General features: G+C 57.3%; 13 protein-coding genes and 1 tRNA gene. 4 read left to right on the top strand and 10 right to left on the bottom strand.

What is annotated here, in order from left to right; all coding sequences use genetic code 11:
* Positions 1-105: 105 nt before the first annotated feature.
* Together argJ and H7A51_12190 are read right to left on the bottom strand one after the other, a co-directional pair.
* Entirely contained in the window at positions 106-1,365 is a 1,260-nt protein-coding gene (argJ, locus tag H7A51_12195; protein MCP5536977.1) for a bifunctional glutamate N-acetyltransferase/amino-acid acetyltransferase ArgJ, read from the bottom strand.
* Between the two features lie 25 nt (positions 1,366-1,390).
* A complete protein-coding gene (locus H7A51_12190) occupies positions 1,391-2,428 on the bottom strand; it encodes an N-acetyl-gamma-glutamyl-phosphate reductase (GenBank protein ID MCP5536976.1) in 1,038 nt (345 codons plus the stop codon).
* A 107-nt stretch (positions 2,429-2,535) separates the two neighbouring features.
* On the opposite strand from H7A51_12190, the gene H7A51_12185 reads away from it, so the two are divergent.
* Positions 2,536-2,612, top strand: a tRNA-Pro gene (locus tag H7A51_12185).
* 314 nt (positions 2,613-2,926) lie between these two features.
* Here the strand turns inward: H7A51_12185 and H7A51_12180 are convergent.
* Positions 2,927-3,700 carry a tellurium resistance protein TerC gene (locus H7A51_12180; GenBank protein ID MCP5536975.1) on the bottom strand — a complete coding sequence of 258 codons (774 nt, stop codon included), beginning with the start codon at positions 3,698-3,700 and terminating at the stop codon, positions 2,927-2,929.
* A 52-nt stretch (positions 3,701-3,752) separates the two neighbouring features.
* Between H7A51_12180 and H7A51_12175 the strand changes: the two genes are divergently transcribed.
* Genes H7A51_12175 through H7A51_12165 form a run of 3 tightly spaced genes read left to right on the top strand, consistent with a single transcriptional unit; the run spans position 3,753 to position 5,751 of the window.
* Positions 3,753-4,772, top strand: coding sequence for an aldo/keto reductase (locus H7A51_12175; GenBank protein MCP5536974.1), 1,020 nt, complete (start codon positions 3,753-3,755; stop codon positions 4,770-4,772).
* An 8-nt stretch (positions 4,773-4,780) separates the two neighbouring features.
* On the top strand, positions 4,781-5,545 hold the full coding sequence (locus H7A51_12170; GenBank protein MCP5536973.1) for a carbohydrate-binding family 9-like protein: 765 nt from the start codon (positions 4,781-4,783) through the stop codon (positions 5,543-5,545).
* On the top strand, positions 5,545-5,751 hold the full coding sequence (locus H7A51_12165) for a hypothetical protein (protein ID MCP5536972.1): 207 nt from the start codon (positions 5,545-5,547) through the stop codon (positions 5,749-5,751). The genes H7A51_12170 and H7A51_12165 overlap by 1 nt, the downstream gene beginning before the upstream one ends.
* A 103-nt stretch (positions 5,752-5,854) precedes the next feature.
* On the opposite strand, the gene H7A51_12160 is transcribed toward H7A51_12165, so the two are convergent.
* From H7A51_12160 to H7A51_12130, 7 genes are all read right to left on the bottom strand, one after another.
* Entirely contained in the window at positions 5,855-7,102 is a 1,248-nt protein-coding gene (locus H7A51_12160) for a DNA polymerase (protein MCP5536971.1), read from the bottom strand.
* 132 nt (positions 7,103-7,234) lie between these two features.
* Complete coding sequence (locus H7A51_12155) at positions 7,235-7,891, bottom strand: LysM peptidoglycan-binding domain-containing protein (GenBank protein MCP5536970.1); 657 nt, start codon at positions 7,889-7,891, stop codon at positions 7,235-7,237.
* Between the two features lie 107 nt (positions 7,892-7,998).
* Positions 7,999-8,355, bottom strand: coding sequence for a DUF1311 domain-containing protein (locus H7A51_12150; GenBank protein MCP5536969.1), 357 nt, complete (start codon positions 8,353-8,355; stop codon positions 7,999-8,001).
* 125 nt (positions 8,356-8,480) lie between these two features.
* Positions 8,481-10,706, bottom strand: coding sequence for an NAD-dependent DNA ligase LigA (gene ligA, locus H7A51_12145; protein ID MCP5536968.1), 2,226 nt, complete (start codon positions 10,704-10,706; stop codon positions 8,481-8,483).
* A gap of 14 nt (positions 10,707-10,720) precedes the next feature.
* A complete protein-coding gene (locus H7A51_12140; protein ID MCP5536967.1) occupies positions 10,721-13,390 on the bottom strand; it encodes a DEAD/DEAH box helicase family protein in 2,670 nt (889 codons plus the stop codon).
* 446 nt (positions 13,391-13,836) lie between these two features.
* Complete coding sequence (locus H7A51_12135; protein MCP5536966.1) at positions 13,837-14,715, bottom strand: DUF3800 domain-containing protein; 879 nt, start codon at positions 14,713-14,715, stop codon at positions 13,837-13,839.
* Complete coding sequence (locus H7A51_12130; GenBank protein MCP5536965.1) at positions 14,715-16,343, bottom strand: site-specific DNA-methyltransferase; 1,629 nt, start codon at positions 16,341-16,343, stop codon at positions 14,715-14,717. Before H7A51_12130 ends, H7A51_12135 begins: the two co-directional genes overlap by 1 nt.
* Between the last annotated feature and the right edge of the window lie 160 nt (positions 16,344-16,503).

The following is a 16,503-nucleotide window of genomic DNA, read 5'->3' as shown; positions in this document are numbered from 1 at the left end:
CAGGAATCCATGGCCCTGAGTCAAGGAGGGAGTGAAAAAGTAGGACAGCTTTTTAATCTGTCGACAAGCCAGGCACCTATCCTGCCGACCGCTTAAAAAACCGCCCTACACCAGCCCGTCCTTGCGCGCCTGTTTCCAGTAGGCGTATTCGGAGCGGTTGAAGTCGATGTATTCCGGTGACAGGTCACTGGAGTAGACCTCGTGCTCGGCCTTGCCGAGGTGGAGGTTGATGGTGATGGTAAACGCATCCTTGGCCACCAGGTTGCGCAGGGTGTCCATGGGGGTGTTTGCCTGTAGCCCGCCTAGGCAGGCGGCCTTGCCATTGATGTGGATATCGATGAGTTCCTCCCTGACCATGGCACGGGAGTATCCAACGGCGTGGATGATACGTCCCCAGTTAGGGTCGTTGCCGTTCCACGAGCTTTTGACCAAGGCTGAGTTGGCGACGGCTTCGGCCACTTTACGGGCATCGAGGTAGGTGCGCGCACCCTTGACCTCGACGGTGACGAACTTGGTGACGCGTTCGCCGTCGCGGACAAGCGACTTGGCCATTTTGAGCATGACATACTGGAGTGCCTCGCGGAACTGGCGGCATTCCTTGCTGTTGCGTTTGATCGTGGGGATGCCGCTCTGGCCGTTGGCGAGGGCGATGACGGTGTCGTTGGTGCTCATATCGCCGTCGATGGTAATCCGGTTGAATGAGACATCCACCGACTCGAGAATCGCCTTTTGCAGGCACGGCTGGGTGACCTTGGCATCGGTGGTGATAAAACAAAGCATTGTTGCCATGCTGGGGCAGATCATGCCGGCGCCCTTGGCACAGGCTCCGATGCGGACCCGGTGGTCGCCGATCTTGACGGAAACAGCAATTTCCTTTTTGCAGGTATCGCTCGTCATGATGGCACGGGCGACGTCCTCGCCGTTTTTGGGACCCAGGCTGGCAACCAGCTCCTCGATCCTGGGTTCGATGCGGTTCATCGGCATGGGCAGGCCGATGACCCCGGTGGAACACACCGCGACCTGGCGTTGTCGCAGCCCGAGCCCCGCTGCAACCAGGCTGCATGTCCTGCGCGCATCCCCAATGCCTTCCACTCCGGTGCAGGCGTTGGCATTACCGCTGTTGGCGACGATGGCCTGGACCTGGTCGGCTTTGAGATACGCCTGGGAAACCTTGACGGGTGCGGCTTTGACCCGGTTGGTGGTGAAGGTGCCGGCAGCCGTGCAGGCGTACTTGGAGTAAACCAACGCGAGGTCCAGCCTCGGGTTGTCGGGGTTTTTAATTCCGGCGCTAACAGCCGAGGCAAGAAAGCCGCGAGGAGCGCAAACCCCTCCCTTGATTCTTTTGATGCTGTCTTTGGTAGGCATGGCTGACCTTTACCCTGAGTGGTTTTTAAAAGTTTTGCAACCCGGCAGTTTCAGGAAATCCGCAGATCAGGTTGAAATTCTGGATTGCCTGGCCGGCAGCGCCTTTTCCGAGGTTGTCTTCGGCACTGAGCAAGAGCACACGCCCGGTGCGCGGATCGTGGCTCCAGCCGATGTCGATGAAGTTGGTGCCGGTGACGTTTTTGGTATCGGCACAGCCGCCTTTTCCTAAGAGCCTGACGAAGTATTCATCCGCGTAGGCTTCTTCGAGGGCGTGTTGCACGGATTCAGGCTCAGCTGTCAGCGTTGCGCTGGTGGTGGTGCAGATACCGTTGTGCACCGGCACGAGGTGGGGGGTAAACGAGATGGCAACCGGTGCTCCAGCCGCCTTGCCCAGCTCCTGTTCAATCTCGGAGAGGTGGCGGTGTTTGGGGATGCCATAGGCGCGGACACTTTCGTTGGCCTCACAGAAGAGCAGGGGCAGGATGGCATTGCGGCCGGCACCACTGACGCCCGACATCGAGCAGGTGACAATACTGGTGGGGTCGATGAGTTTTTTTCGTAACAGGGGAATCAGCGGCAAGCTGATACTAGTGGGGTAGCAGCCCGGTGAGGCTACCAGCCGCGAGCCGAGGATCGCGTCACGATGGACTTCCGGGAGACCGTAAACGGCCTCTTTGAGTAACTCCGGCGCCGGGTGGCTGGCATCGTAGAACTCCTCATACACGGCTGGATCATCGAGTCGGAAATCGGCGCTCAGGTCGACGATTTTCAGCCCCTTTGCCAACAAGCTGGACGCATACCCAGCCGCCACTCCGTGGGGCAGCGCGAGGAAGGCGACTTCGGCGCCGGTGGCTGCGACGGTATCAGCATCCGGATCAATAAATTGCAAACCCGAGGCCGCGGCACCGGAAAACCGGGGAAAAAGCTCCCCGATACTGCGTCCTGCGTTTTGCCGTGAGGTGACACAGACCAACTCGGCATGTGGGTGGGAAAGCAAGAGGCGTAGGAGCTCCAGGCCGGTGTATCCGCTGGCTCCGATGACGGCGATTTTGGCACGTTTCATGGGGCGCTGGGAATGCCACGAAAATACGTGCTTGCCAACTCCTAAGTGATGGGCTTAATTGCGCTCCCCTGCCTGCCGGAGTCAGATCCGCAGGTAACAACAAAGACCGGGACTTGGCGCAGTTTGGTAGCGCGCTTCGCTGGGGGTGAAGAGGTCGCAGGTTCGAATCCTGTAGTCCCGACCATTTTTCTAAAAACGGAATCATCCACGAGATGGTTCCGTTTTTTGCGCAGGGACTACAGGATGAGAACGAAGTTCGAGCGCACGGCGCAGCATCGTGTGTCACGATTTTTATCGAACCAGAAATGCGGAGGAGCATTTCTGGAAACTGGCACGGACCGAGAGGAACGAGGTCAATCCTGTAGTCCCGACCATTTTTCTAAAAACGGAATCATCCACGAGATGGTTCCGTTTTTTGGTTTATGGGACCCATGCCCGGCCCCGACGGGTGGAACCCACATTCACCCGCAGCGCGAAAAGGCGGGCCGCCCCCCGCGGTTACGCCTTCGCCTTCTCCGCCATCAGCTTTTTCTGGTAGCGGCCTTGGATCACGTCCACAAGCACCAGCACGGCGATGACGAAGTAGAATGTCGTTTTACTCATCGCCTCAACCGGGAAGCCGAAGAAGCGGAGGTGGGCCTGATGGCCGCCTTCGGAAACGAGTAACACGCCGACGATAAAGAGGATGAAGAGTCCGAGGATCTCGTAGAGCCGGTTTTTCTGTAGAAAAGCGGAGACCTTGTCCGCCATGAGGATCATCAGGACACCACTGATGACGATCGCCGTCGCCATCACCCATTCAACCTTGGTAATGGCCATGGCACTGAGGATGGAGTCGAAGGAGAAAACGAGGTTCATCGCGACTATCAGGGCGACGATCTTGACGACGGATGCCTGCTTTTTCTTCCCGTCATGGGCGCGGGCTTCCTCATAGCTCAGCATGTGCATCACTTCCTTGACCGCTGTGTAGATAATGAATCCTCCTCCAAGCAGGGTGATGAGTGAGGTGAAATTGAAGTCGGCATGAACGAAACGGTTATCGCATTTAAACAGCGATGCCGTGAAGGAGTCCATGAGCTTAAGCAGCAGGAACAGCAGGCCGATCCTCAGGAACACGGCCAGGCCAATCCCCCAGATGCGGACCGACTTTTGTTTTTCCAAGGGGGCCCGCTTGGATTCGATGGAGATGTAGAGCAGGTTGTCAAAGCCAAGCACGGCCTGGAGCATGATCAGCATGGCGAGGTCAAAGAGGTGTCCCATGCCGCTAGTCATTATCATCTGTGCCGAGGCTTGCCAAGTAAGTCTGGTCTGGCATGATCACCGGATGAAATTAAATCGACTTGGCGGCAGCGCCATCGTGGTCAGCGACATCTGTATGGGCACGATGACGTTTGGCAAGCAGTGTGATAAAGACGAGAGTTTCCGTATCCTCGACAAAGCGGCGGATGCGGGGATTGATTTTTTTGATACCGCGGAAGTCTACCCTGTTCCACCCAGCAGGAAAACGGCGGGGATCACCGAGGAGTTGGTCGGGGAATGGTTGAAAACCAAGGACCGTGAAAGCCTGATCATCGCTTCCAAGGTCGCCGGCCCGGCCCACGGGTGGTTTATCCCGCCCGTGCGTGGCGGCAAGGCGGCCATCGACCGTCATCATATCCGCCGCGCCATCGAGGGAAGCCTGAAACGACTGCAAACCGACTACATTGACCTCTATCAAGTCCACTGGTGTGATCACGACATGCGTGCCGAGGACACCCTGGAGGCTCTGGATGAGCTGGTGCGGGAAGGCAAGGTGCGGACCATCGGCACCAGCAACGAGGACGCATACGGGCTGATGAAATCGCTCTGGACCAGCGACACCTGCGGCCTGGCACGTTTCGATACCATCCAGAATAATTTTTCCATTAACAACCGTCGGTTCGAGGATGAGCTGGCTGAGGTGTGCCGACAGGAAAAGGTCAGCCTGCTGCCCTACAGTCCGCTTGCCGGCGGTGTTCTAACAGGAAAATACAACGATGGAAAATATCCCGATGGGGCGCGTTTCAGCAAGTATCTCCAGACTGGCCAGCCTCGTCAGAAAGCGATGGCGGAGCGCTTTGTAAACGAAAAGAGCCTGGCTACGACAGCCAGGATGATCGAGATTGCCAAGGAGATCGACATGCATGTGGTTACCCTTGCCACCGCCTGGAGCAAGCAGCACGATTTTGTCGCCTCCACCATCGTGGGGGCGTCTCACGCAGACCACCTCGACCCCATCATCGCCGCCGCTGATGTAACCTTGAGTGATGAGATTCTGGATAAAATCGACAAGGTGAGTGAGGAGTTTCTTTACCCGATGGGATAATTGCCACGATGCACGGATTACCTGAAAAATACCACTGTCCCCGCGTGGCGGGTCCGTTGAAGCTGGATGGCTTCATCTCCGATCCGGCATGGGCCGCCGTACCGTGGACCGGTGATTTCCAGGACATCACCGGCGACCCCGCGCTGAAACCTCGCTTCCGCACACGGGCGAAAATGGCCTGGGACGATACCTGGTTCTACGTCGCGGCCGAAATGGAGGAGCCTCATGTCTGGGGCACCATCACCAGGCAAAACGAAATCATTTTTAACGACAACGACTTCGAGGTGTTTATCGATCCCGATGGTGATTCTAACAATTATTACGAATTTGAGATGAACGCCCTGGGCACCATCTGGGAGCTGAATCTCCCGGTGCCCTACAGCGAGGGTGGTGTGCCCCTACTCGGCTGCAACCTGCCTGGCCTAATCCGCAAGGTCGGGGTGAAGGGTAGACTCAATGATCCCACTACCACGGATGAAGGCTGGTGTGTGGAGATCGCTTTCCCGTGGAAGGAACTGGCGAAGTACAATCCGGGCCGATCCACCCCCCCGGCACACGGCGACATGTGGAAGGTGAATTTTTCCCGCGTCCAGTGGCGGCATGAGGTGGTTGATGGAAAATATGTTAGAATTCCGCCGCACGGCACCGACCTCTGCTCAGGTCTCAATCCCGAGGACCAGCAACACCCCGAGGACAACTGGGTCTGGAGTCCGCAAGGAGTCGTCAATATGCACATTCCAACCCACTGGGGAGAGGTGGTTTTCCAAGCCTGATGTTTGATCCCTATGTCATCGTCGCGTGGGTGGTTTTTGGAGGACTGGGTATGATTTATGTGGCGTATGGAAAGTGGAAAGACCTCTGGCAGCCGAAGGCGCTCGGTTTTGCCCTGATGTTTTACCCGTATTTTGTCACCCATCCCACATGGATATGGGTCGTGGGTGGCATCCTCACCCTGGCGCTCCCCTTTGCCCGCGATTAAGGAGGGTGGACACTCCTGTCCACCGGCAAGCCATGCGCCCAACCCAAGCACCATGGTCGGCTTGCACGATGCTGTGGACAAGAGTGTCCACCCTCCCCAGGAATCAATCCGCCTCCACGTCCAGATCCGGGATGTGGCCGAAGGAGATACGCATGGGGGCGGCTTCGATAGCGTTGTGGGCACCACCGAGGTAGATGGATTGCCTGCCAAACTTCTGCACCAGCATATCCATCGATTCATTAAGCACCTGGTGGCTGGTTTTCCCGGTTTCCACTGGGTGTTCCTGCTCGTCGATAAAGAGCGACGGGGTGTAGTTACCCACATGGGTAAGCCGGTCCAGTACCATGGAGACTTGCAGCAGGTGCTCGCCATGATGAGGCCGCTGCCGCCAGAGCAGGCTGGTGGTGCGTGCGAGTATGAGCGAGTCATCAGTCGGTTCTAACTGTATTTCACGGCACCACTTGCCCCCCCGGAGGTAACGGAGAGAAATGGAAAAACCGCGCGCCAGCATACCGTGGCTGCGTAGGCGCTGGGCGGCTTTTTGGGTCAGCTTGTGAAGAACCGGCAAGGCGGCGTCGGGGTGGCGTTGGTCGGGTGGCAGGACATGGCTATGGCCGATGCTGCGACGGCTGGTTTCCGGCTCCGGCACCTCTTTTCCCCGGAGTTGAAACCAGAGTCGGTCGCCCTCGATGCCACCCCAGGCCGCATGAAGCTGCTGTCGGCTGGCATGACACAGGCTGCGCACATCATGGATGCCGTGGGCGTGCAGGCGGATCTCCATGGCCCGGCCCACCCCGTGCATATCGCGCAGCTCAAGCTCATAGAGAATCCCGGGGAGGTCGTGTTGTTGGATGACCAGCAGACCATTGGGTTTACGCATTTTTGATGCCATCTTGGCGAGCCATTTGTTAGGTGCGGCACCTACGCTGCCATTGATCCACGGGCTGACCTGGTCGTGGATGGCGCGTTTGATGTTGTACCCTATTTTTTCCACGGTTTCCGGCTCCCGCAGGTTGTAGGGGAGCCAGCACCACATTTCATCGATGGAGAGTACCGCCTCGACGTGGAGGCAGGTTTCCACGGCGGCGACGAGCCGGTGGTGAAGCTCGACGTATTTGGCGGGCTGGGCCTGGACGATCTGGATACCCGGGCAGAGTTGGCGGGCGTCGCGCACACTGGTGCCGGTTTTGATCCCATGGGCTTTGGCCTCGTAGCTCGCGGCAATACAGCAAGATGTTTCTGCCAGAACCGGCGCCACACCGACGGGTCTGCCACGCAGGTGCGGCTGCAAGTGCTGCTCTGCCGAGGCAAAGTAGGCATCAAAATCAACAAAGAGGGAGGTAAGGCTCATAGGAAAGTGTTCGTAAGAACAGTATCCGATGAGCCGACATTAGTCAACAGGCATTCGTCATTGGCGGCAACCCTTGGAAGGGTTTTCCAAGCGCTTCCAGGGTCAACAATCTGCGCCCGGGTTGCCAGCGGGCTAATATCTCGGGATCAGCAGGCTCCGGCCAATTTTCAAATTCGTTCCCTTGAGTCCGTTGGCGCGTTGGATGGCAGTGACGGATGTCTTGTACTTTTGCGAAAGCGCCCAGAGGGTGTCGCCACTTCTCACCGTGTGGCGAATGGGGGGCTTGCGCTTGGGGGTAGCCTTGACGACGGGTTTGGGTTTCGGCTGGGGCCTGGCTTGTGGCGTGGGGGTGGTGTGGCCACCCACCGGCGGAGTAGGCCGGACACCGGTGGGGCGGGATGCAGGGCCGGGGGTGGGGGTGGTGTTGGAGGCGATGACAGGTGGTGTGACGGCAGGCTTGGAGGCTACAGCAGCTGGACCTGTGGTGGAACTGGAGCGCCACCAGACGCCTTTGCTTTTATCGTCTGCCCATCGTTCGACATAGTTGCCCCGACTATCAAAGGGGCCTACGCCGGGGTTGTAGCCACGGTTGGAGTGGTTTTCAGAGACAAAGCCGCCACCGCCGCCACCGCAACCGGCCAGAAGCATTGATAGTAATGCCGGTAGGGCCAGTAGGCTGGATGGATGGCTCATCTTGGCTGCCGTGTTTCCTCTCATACGGCGGAGTATGAGAGCGTGCGGGTAAGATTCAAGAAGGAAGAGATAAGAAATATCGATGAGGCGGCGCATAGGGTTGATACGGTGGCTTGGCGGGTTTTTACACAATCCAACGTCATGAATGCGGAGCCCGGTCCCTGCTCTGGAGGAAACGGAGGCCGTAAGCGGGAGGTAGCCTTCTAACCGTTGATTTCCTTGAAGCGTTTGTAGTCGGCGAGCAGCTTCATGGTCCGCTCCTGGGTCCGCATTTTCAAGCTGCCCAAACGCTCAACGGCTCCAAACTTACCCTCGCCGAAGTGGTGGCAGTCAAAATCCGCCTCGGCATCACGGAAGGCGATCCATGCCCGCTGGGAAAGACGGAGTTTCTTTTTTCCGTCCTCAGTAAGAACCCTCATCAGGTTCTGGTAAACGGTGTTCATTGCCTTGTCGGATTTCTGGTATTCCTCGTAGGCGTTCTGCTTGATCTCAGGCGTTGACTGGGCGTGGCAGAGTGTGGCGGAAAAAGTGAGCAGGAGGAGGGTGGCGAGTGTTTTCATTGGGGTAGTTTAACAGATTGCGGGGGGGAAGGGTAGGAGAAGTTTGCAAGCTGTCGGCATGTCTGGTGCGTCCATTGTACCGAGGATGACGATGCCTTGGGTAGCCGACAACTTAAAAAGTCGTCCTACTTTGTGAGCTGCTCGAATGCGGTTTCATCGAGGATGGTGACACCGAGTTCCTCCGCCTTGGCGCGTTTGGAGCCGGCTTTTTCTCCGGCTAACAGGTAGTCGGTTTTGGCGGACACCGAGCCGGAGACTTTGCCTCCCGCCGCCTCGATCTGTTTTTTAAACTCGGGTCGTGGTTTGGACAGGGTGCCGGTGATGACGAAGGTTTTGCCCGCGATCGGGGAGTCTGTATTTTGCAGTGCCGACTTTTCCGGGTCGTAGTTGTCCGACTGCGGGTTGATGCCGAAAGCGGCGAATTTTTCCAGCACATGCTGGCCTGCCTCGCTCTGGAAAAAGGCGACGATGTGCTGCGCTGCCACGGGTCCCAGCTCGGACTCGATCTGATACTTCGCCAGCCGCGGGTGGTTTTCCTTTTTGCGTTTGGAAACGGAGAGTTGTTCGAAGTTGGGTAGTTCGGCGAGGTCTTGCAGGATTTCAGACATCGCAACCTCCGCCAGGTCGCGGTGCAGTCGGGCGATCTCGCGGGCGGCGGACTCACCGATCTGGGGGATGCCCATGGCGAAGATCCAGCGGGAGAGGGGCGCGCTGCGTGACTTGTCGAGCGAGTTGACAATGGTCTCCGCTTTCTTTTCGCCAAGTCGGCGTGGTTTGCTTGCGCCTCCTTCGAGCTGGGCGGGGTCTAACAACAGGTCGGCGAGTGAGTCCGCCTCCAGCGCGAACAGGTCGAGGGTGTTTTGGATGGAGCCGGTTTCCACCAGCTTTTCCGCAACGGCGGTGCCGAGGCCGTCGATGTCCAGCGCCTTGCGTGATGCGAAGTGCTTGATGCGGGTGACCGCCTGGGCGGGGCAGGCGAAGTTGGTGCAGCGCCAGGCGACAAATCCCTCCTCCTGCTCGATGGGGCCGGCGCAGGACGGGCAGCGGCCGTGGACGTATTGGAAAAGATTGAACGGCTCGCTGTGAGGCGGGCGTTTCTCTTTCACCACCTTGACCACGGCGGGGATGATCTCACCGGCTTTCTCGATGACCACGGTGTCGCCGAGGCGGATGTCCTTGCGGTCGATCTCGTCCTGGTTGTGCAGGGTGGCGCGGGAGACGGTGGTGCCGGAGACAAACACGGGTTCGAGTTCGGCGACGGGTGTGAGCACTCCGGTGCGACCGACCTGGATGGTGATGTCCTGGATGAGTGTCTCCTTTTGCTCGGGGAGAAACTTGAAGGCGCAGGCCCAACGCGGGAATTTGGAGGTGGCGCCGAGCTGCTGGTGCAGGGCGAGCTCGTCCACCTTGACGACCGCGCCGTCGGTGGCGTAGGGGAAGCTGTGCCGGTCGTGGTTGAGCTTGCCGACCAGTTCTAACAACTCGACAGCATTGCCCGCCTTGTGGAACCACTTGCTCGCTTTGAGTCCGTAGTCGGCGAGTGTTTTCTGGAACTCGCTGACGCTGGCGTAGGGGGCGTTCTCGACAAATCCGTAGGAGTGGAAAATGCAGTCGAGCGGCCGCGCGGCGACCAGTTTGGGGTCGAGCTGCTTGAGGGTGCCGGCGGTGGCGTTGCGTGGGTTGACGAAGGCAGTCTCGCCCGCCTCGTCGCGCTGCTCGTTGAGTCTGGCAAACTCGGCATTCGGCATAAACACCTCACCGCGGACCTCAAAAACCTCCGGGGCGCCTGCGGGGAGTTTCAGCGGAATCGACTGAATGGTGCGCACGTTCTGGCTAATGTCGTCGCCGGTGGCGCCGTCGCCGCGGGTGGCGGCGTAGTCGAGCACGCCGTCGCGGTAAACCACGGAGACCGCCACGCCGTCGATCTTGGGTTCGATGGTGACGGGCACGTTTTTCTGGCCGAGGTTCTTTTCCAGCCGGGCATACCAGTCGCGCAGGTTCTCGGCGGAGGACGCGGACGGGTCGCCGATTTGCTCAAGCTCCTCCGGCTTCAGCTCGTGGATGTCCTCGATGGAAAGCATCGGCACGAGGTGCTCGACCTGGGAGAAATGCTCCAGCGGCGCGCCGCCGACGCGTTGGCTCGGGGAGTCGGGCCGCGCGAGCTCCGGGTGTTCCTTTTCGAGCTTCTTAAGCTCATTCATCAGCGCGTCGTATTCCGCGTCGGAGATCTCCGGCTCGGCGTCCTGGTAGTAGAGCTGGTTATGCCGCTCAAGCTCGGTAGAGAGCTCGGCGATCCGTTTTTCGGGATCGGGCTGCTTGGAGGCGGCGAGTGAGAAGAGGTCGTCGGTCATAATAAATCAAGTGCTTAGAGGTGTTCAGCGATCCATTCCCATTTCTTGTCTTTTACCATCACAAAGGTGCAGGTGCCGCCGCTGAGTTCGGCCCAGAGTTCGCCGAGCTGGCGATTCGGTTTGGCATCGTTCCAGTAAACGGCCCCCTTGTATTCGACCACGAGGATGCGGCCGTCGGTGAGTTTGCAGACGAAGTCCGGGTAGAATTTTCCGGTGGCGTTCTGCAGGAAAAAGGACGCGGCGTTTTTGTTGACCAGGTTACGCACCCAGAATTCGATTTTCAGCTGTCGGTCCAGCCAGCAGGCGCAGAGGTATTCTTCCTCGGAATCAAACTCGCCGATGCGGGGGTAGTAGTGTTTTTGGAAATCGTAGTCGCCATAGTCGCCGTCATCATCGCGGGTGGGGGCGTAGGCGTCCGGATGGAATTCAAATGCATACTCACTGCCTACGCGGACCCGCGTTTCATGGCCGTCGCCAAAGAGAAATTGCTGGCATGCTTTATACACGGCCTCTTTGCGTAGCCCGCGAATCTGGGTATCGATGAGATTGCGCAACAGGAACTTCTGCCGGTTCACACGCGCCAAGCTCATGCCATCGAGTTTCAGCAGTGCTTCCAGCCATTTGGAAACAAACACACGCTTGCTGGCATGGGTGATGCTGGGGTCATGGATCTGTCGGCAGAACCAGGCGGCGAGTTTGGCCTCGGTCCAGTGCTCGGGTTTGTAGGAAAGACTGAGGTCACGCTGCAAGTCGCGGGCAAAGCTGGTGGTGATCTTGCCCGCCTCATCATCCACATCGATAAAGCCGGCTTGCTTGACCACGGCTGCCTGATCGAGCGCGAGTTGCTGATCCTTGTTGGGAGCTGCTTCCAGAGGGGGTAACTCCCAGGGGTAGTCCAGCGCTTCCGGTTCGTCGAACAGGCGCAGTTCGCCGTCGATCATCACGGTAAGCTGCGGCACCAGAAACGCGCTGCCACGCTCTGACGCCGTGGTGAAGATCTTCACGGCTTCTGAGCGACTGTGCTCGCCCGCCTGCCGAATTGCCTCCTTGGTGTCGTCCATGGTGGCTGTGTTCTGGATCTCCTCGGTTTCATCGGCGGACAGCGGTGCGTTGATCACGAGCTCCTTGTCCTTTTTGCTCCACTTGACCTTGCGTCTGGTCTGGGGCGGGAGTTGGGAAATATCGAGGTCTTCGCTCAGCTTGACCGCCACCGGGGTGAACTCGATCCGACCCTTGCCACGGGTGAAGTCCAGTTTGCCTTGCTCCTTGGTTTTGGCAGCCACAAAGTCCGCTGCCTCCTCGCGGTTGAATCCGGAGGCGTCCACCAGCGCGTCTCGCAGGTTTTTTGCCGTGTCCCCGAAGTCTTTGGAGACCACGTAGGCATACGATTGGTTCAGCGCATTGGTGGCGCGAAGCTTCGCCTGAGGCTGGCGCAGGATGCGTCCTAACAACTGCTCCACGGATGTCGCGCTGCGCAGCTCTGCCATGCTGACGAGGATGTAGGCAAAGGCACAGTCCCAGCCCTCCGCCAGCGCTTTCTGGGTGATGATGAACTTCACAGGGCATTGCTCGGAGAAGATGCCGCCATCATATTCCTTGTCCAGTGCCTCTAAGCCTTTCTCAGACCCCGTGGCGATGCAGATTTCCTTTTCAGGGATGTTGTGGTTTTTGATCAGCTCCTCCCTCACCCACTCGGCGTGGCGGGTTTCTTTTTTGGAGGATTTGGCTTCGGATTGAATCAACACCAACGGGCGCAAATACGGCGCTCCTGACGCGTGTTCCTTGTGGGCGTGGGTGTGCAGTTGCTCACGCTGATCGATGGCTAGAGCGAGGCAGCGTTCGTGGTCCGGCTCGGTTTCCAACAAGATCGGCAACTTGATCATTTCCTCCCGCTTGAGTTCCACGGCGGAAACGGAGTGCAGCACGTTGCTCGGTGTCTTTTTTGTATCCGGCGTAGCGGTCAGCTCCATGATGCCGGAAGGGGCAAACTTGGCGAGGGTGTCGAAGGACAGCTCGGTGCGGCTGTTATGGGCTTCATCAATGATGACGAAGGGTCGGCGCAGGCGCAGGGCGTTGACTAGCGACATCGGTGTATTGCCGTCCTCGTCTGGGAGCAGGGAGGCCTGTTGTTCCTCGGTGAGGCCGTCAAAGAGGCTCATCAGCGAGCCGTTGTTCTCATAGACCTTGCGCTGCTCCTCATCGGAGATTTGAAACGCCTGGCGGGTGGCGACGATGACCACGGTGCTGGTGTCCAGCGTTGATCGCGTAAGTGCCTTGGCCTCGTCCAGATCCATCACGGAAACAGGACCCGCCTCGCGCAGGGCGGCGTGGTAGGGATGGTCGTGGTTCCTGAGCGCATCCATCGTCTGGCTGCGGATGGCGGTGGAGGGCACCAGCCAGAGGAGCACGCTGTGCTCGGTGTGTAAAAGCAGATTATTAACCAAGGCTGCGCTTTTGGCGGCGAGGTAGGTTTTGCCACCACCGGTGGGAACACGCAGGCAGAAGTAGGGCATCTCATCGGGAAATCCGGCGAGCGGCGTGAACTGAGACTTTTTACCCCAGAGCGTCTTGGTGGTCTCCTGAAAGGCATAATCCGCATGCCCACGGTCCTGGCACTCGCGGAAATAGGCGGCGATGCTGTCGAGCGCGCTTTGCTGGTATTGCTTGGGCTGGAAGGTGGGCATGGGAATTAGGCGGAGTATAAATGAAAAGGGTGGCGACGGGTGGGGGTTATTTGGAGTGCGGACGGCTTGCCTCCGCTTTGTGGGTGGACGAGGCTTGCCTCGTGCGGCGGGGTTTCATCAGTTGTGGAGTAAGCTTGTGGTGCCATTGTAGAAGTGCGGCTGCCGCCGGAACTAAGATCGGCAAGCCGATCTGGAAAAAAGCGGAGGCAAGCCTCAGCACTCCAGAGGGCTGCGTGACATGAGATGGGTGATTGTTTGGCATGACGGCGTGTTTATGTGGATAGGGTTAGCTGGTCTTATGCAAGGGTGAAGGACTCTTGGTTCTATGCAGTAGGATAGACTGAAATGGAAAAACAGGTTGATTACAGTCCGAGTATGTGGTTTATTACGCGCACAAGGCTCTGTCTTGACCGAATCCTGACGCGGCGCGTCAGAGACTCATTAGGTCAGATGGGGCCTTTCTTTTTGTGGTTTTTTGTCCGGGTTGAGTCAAATTCGTGGTCTTTGGATTTAAATTTCCAGTGCAAATAGCCATCTTGCCACCTGCCGTCTGGGTAACTGCTTGGTGACGTTGTTACGCCAACATTGAAATTCGCCTTGCCAGTCACCCGGATAATTTGCTTTCGGATGAAATTGTAGAGGTCTTCCTTGGCCACCGTGCGTTTACCCCGGTAATAGCTGCCCTCGGGCTTGATTTTGTGTTTGTCGTTCAGACGGAAGGCGACGGAGCCAAGAACCACATCCATGCATTGCAGGAGGACGTGGCTTTTGGAATCAACATCCGTGATGTTTTCCGGAAGTATGGTAAGCCCCTTTCTGCGGAGTCTCGCATTCTGAGATAGAGCCGCGATGTGGCCACGAAACCTCTCTTTGCTTTCGCGATTCTGGTTTGGGAGTTTGTCGAGGTAGAGGCGCAAGCTAACTCCCTCCGGCGAATGATCCGGCATGTGATGCAGTCCGAAGCCATGTTTTAGGAACTGATAGTAGAGGAGGAAATACTCATCCTTGCGTTGCTCGGAAGTGAGGTTTTGTGGCACCTGGGCATTTTGTCGGAACATGACGCGCATCTTGAGAACTCCGGCTTGGATTTCATCAAAATACGCCGCCAGCAGCTCTTTGTATGCCTCAAGTTCCATTGGGCCAACTTTGGACCACTTCACCTCAGAACGGATTCCAGCAGCCTGCGCCGTTTTTTGCAGTCTGGAAACAACAGCATCCCATTGGCTGCTACCCACCATCACGCCTCCATAAAAGTTGGAGAAGAAGCTCCCCTTCTTTTCAGATTCATCACAGAAAAGGATGTATTCTTTATCTCTATCTGACATTAGACTTCGATGGCGTAGGGGGTTTGTTTGAAGGTGATTTGTTCGCGTTGGAGGCTTTGTTCGCCGAGACGGGTGGCGGCGGCGTAGATGGTTTTGGGGCCATCGTGGGCGGGGAGTTCGTCGAGGATCGGACGGGTGAGGATGTTGCCGCCGTCGGGTCGGCGGTCGCCTAGGATGCCGTTGAACAGGAGATAGATCGCGCGGCCATCGTGGATGCCTAGGAGGGGGGTTCCCTCTGCCGGACGGCTGGGACAGCCGTCCCTACCTAGCCCGGTCTCGCTGAACCAGACGAAGTCCGCCAGCTGGGCAAAGCTGACGTCATCACGGATATCGCCAAACTCATTGAACAATGGCTCGTCGCTGAGGTGGCAAAACTGGAAACCGCCGCCGAGTCCGGTCACCTTCTTGCCCTTGGCGTCTTTGTAACCTTGTGCAACACGTTTCACGCGCTCGGCGGTGATCGTCTGGGCGATGTTTTCCTCCATCTCGACGAGGATGAACTTGCGATTGCCGCCGTCCTCCGCGTTCTGCTTCAGCACGGCATGGCCAGTGGTGCCGGAGCCGGCGAAGGAGTCGAGGATGATGGAGTCTTTGTCGGTGGCGATTTGGAGAATGCGTTCGATAAGGCGCGTTGGTTTGGGGGTGATGAATACATCATCCGAGTGGTCAAACTGAACCGCTTCCAAGAGTTCCTTCTTTGCTTCTTGCGTGTGCCCAACTTCTTTATGCAACCAGAGGGTTTGAGGCGTCACCCCGTCTTTTACTTCCGATAAGAATCTTTTTAAGCGAGGCATATTATCACCGTTCTCACCCCACCAAATACGATTGTCGTTGTCTAGCTCATTGAATTTTTGCTTAGAAACTCGCCAATACATTCCTTTGCCCGGTCCCGATATTATGCGGCCACTAGGACATTTTATAGAATAGGTTCCTTCTGAATAATAGTTGCGTGCTTGAATATCACCAGATGTCCATGCTCCTCTCACATCGTCATCTGGATTTTTATAACGCTTTTGGGCTTCTTCACTTCTAGGTAGTAGATTGAGAGTCCACTTCTCACTACTGGTTGCGTAAACAACTACATAATCATGATCTTCGGAGAGGTGCCTAGCGGAGTTTTTAGGAGCAAACACTTTTTGCCATATTGCGGTTGTGATAAAATTCTTTTTCCCAAAAATCTCATCCATCAGCAGCCTCAAACTCGCCACTTCATTATCATCAATACTCACAAAGATCGCGCCATCCTCTGTTAGGAATTGTTTCAGCAAAACCATTCTAGGGTACATCATGCACAGCCATTTATCGTGGCGCGACAGATCCTCGGCCTCTTTTCCAACGGTTTCGCCGAGCCATTTCTTGATCTCGGGGGCGTTGACCTTGTCGTTATAGACCCAGCCCTCGTTGCCGGTGTTATACGGGGGATCGATGTAGATGCACTTCACCTTGCCGGCGTACTTTGGCAGCAGGGCCTTGAGGGCGTGCAGGTTATCGCCCTGGACGATGAGGTTTCCGTCGTCGTCGCCGCCGGAGCTGTGGGAAAGTTTTGCATCGGCTTCCAGCAGGCGGAAGGGAACGTCCTTGTGGTGGCGAATGACGGCGTCTTTACCGATCCAATTGAGTGTGGGCATGTTTAGAATGAAGCGATGAAGGATTAAAAGATGGAGGGACGGGCTGTGGCGGTGCTTGGGTGCGGACGGTGGTGGGTTTCAGGTGTAGGGGCCTACGCGGATATCGAGTTTGTCTGGTGAGTGAGCTGGAATGAAGCCTGAAATTGTTGTAAAATGAGGT

This window comes from Akkermansiaceae bacterium, assembly GCA_024233115.1.
Classification (GTDB): domain Bacteria; phylum Verrucomicrobiota; class Verrucomicrobiia; order Verrucomicrobiales; family Akkermansiaceae; genus Oceaniferula.
The sequence above is the reverse complement of the archived record's forward strand: the minus strand, read 5'-3'. Positions and strand labels throughout refer to the sequence as shown.

What these genes read in the sequence shown, in the direction of transcription:
- argJ (MCP5536977.1), bottom strand. Translation starts at nt 1,365, where the DNA reads ATGCCTACCAAAGACAGCATCAAAAGAATCAAGGGAGGGGTTTGCGCT.
- H7A51_12190 (MCP5536976.1), bottom strand. Translation starts at nt 2,428, where the DNA reads ATGAAACGTGCCAAAATCGCCGTCATCGGAGCCAGCGGATACACCGGC.
- H7A51_12180 (MCP5536975.1), bottom strand. Translation starts at nt 3,700, where the DNA reads ATGACTAGCGGCATGGGACACCTCTTTGACCTCGCCATGCTGATCATG.
- H7A51_12175 (MCP5536974.1), top strand. Translation starts at nt 3,753, where the DNA reads ATGAAATTAAATCGACTTGGCGGCAGCGCCATCGTGGTCAGCGACATC.
- H7A51_12170 (MCP5536973.1), top strand. Translation starts at nt 4,781, where the DNA reads ATGCACGGATTACCTGAAAAATACCACTGTCCCCGCGTGGCGGGTCCG.
- H7A51_12165 (MCP5536972.1), top strand. Translation starts at nt 5,545, where the DNA reads ATGTTTGATCCCTATGTCATCGTCGCGTGGGTGGTTTTTGGAGGACTG.
- H7A51_12160 (MCP5536971.1), bottom strand. Translation starts at nt 7,102, where the DNA reads ATGAGCCTTACCTCCCTCTTTGTTGATTTTGATGCCTACTTTGCCTCG.
- H7A51_12155 (MCP5536970.1), bottom strand. Translation starts at nt 7,891, where the DNA reads ATGCGCCGCCTCATCGATATTTCTTATCTCTTCCTTCTTGAATCTTAC.
- H7A51_12150 (MCP5536969.1), bottom strand. Translation starts at nt 8,355, where the DNA reads ATGAAAACACTCGCCACCCTCCTCCTGCTCACTTTTTCCGCCACACTC.
- ligA (MCP5536968.1), bottom strand. Translation starts at nt 10,706, where the DNA reads ATGACCGACGACCTCTTCTCACTCGCCGCCTCCAAGCAGCCCGATCCC.
- H7A51_12140 (MCP5536967.1), bottom strand. Translation starts at nt 13,390, where the DNA reads ATGCCCACCTTCCAGCCCAAGCAATACCAGCAAAGCGCGCTCGACAGC.
- H7A51_12135 (MCP5536966.1), bottom strand. Translation starts at nt 14,715, where the DNA reads ATGTCAGATAGAGATAAAGAATACATCCTTTTCTGTGATGAATCTGAA.
- H7A51_12130 (MCP5536965.1), bottom strand. Translation starts at nt 16,343, where the DNA reads ATGCCCACACTCAATTGGATCGGTAAAGACGCCGTCATTCGCCACCAC.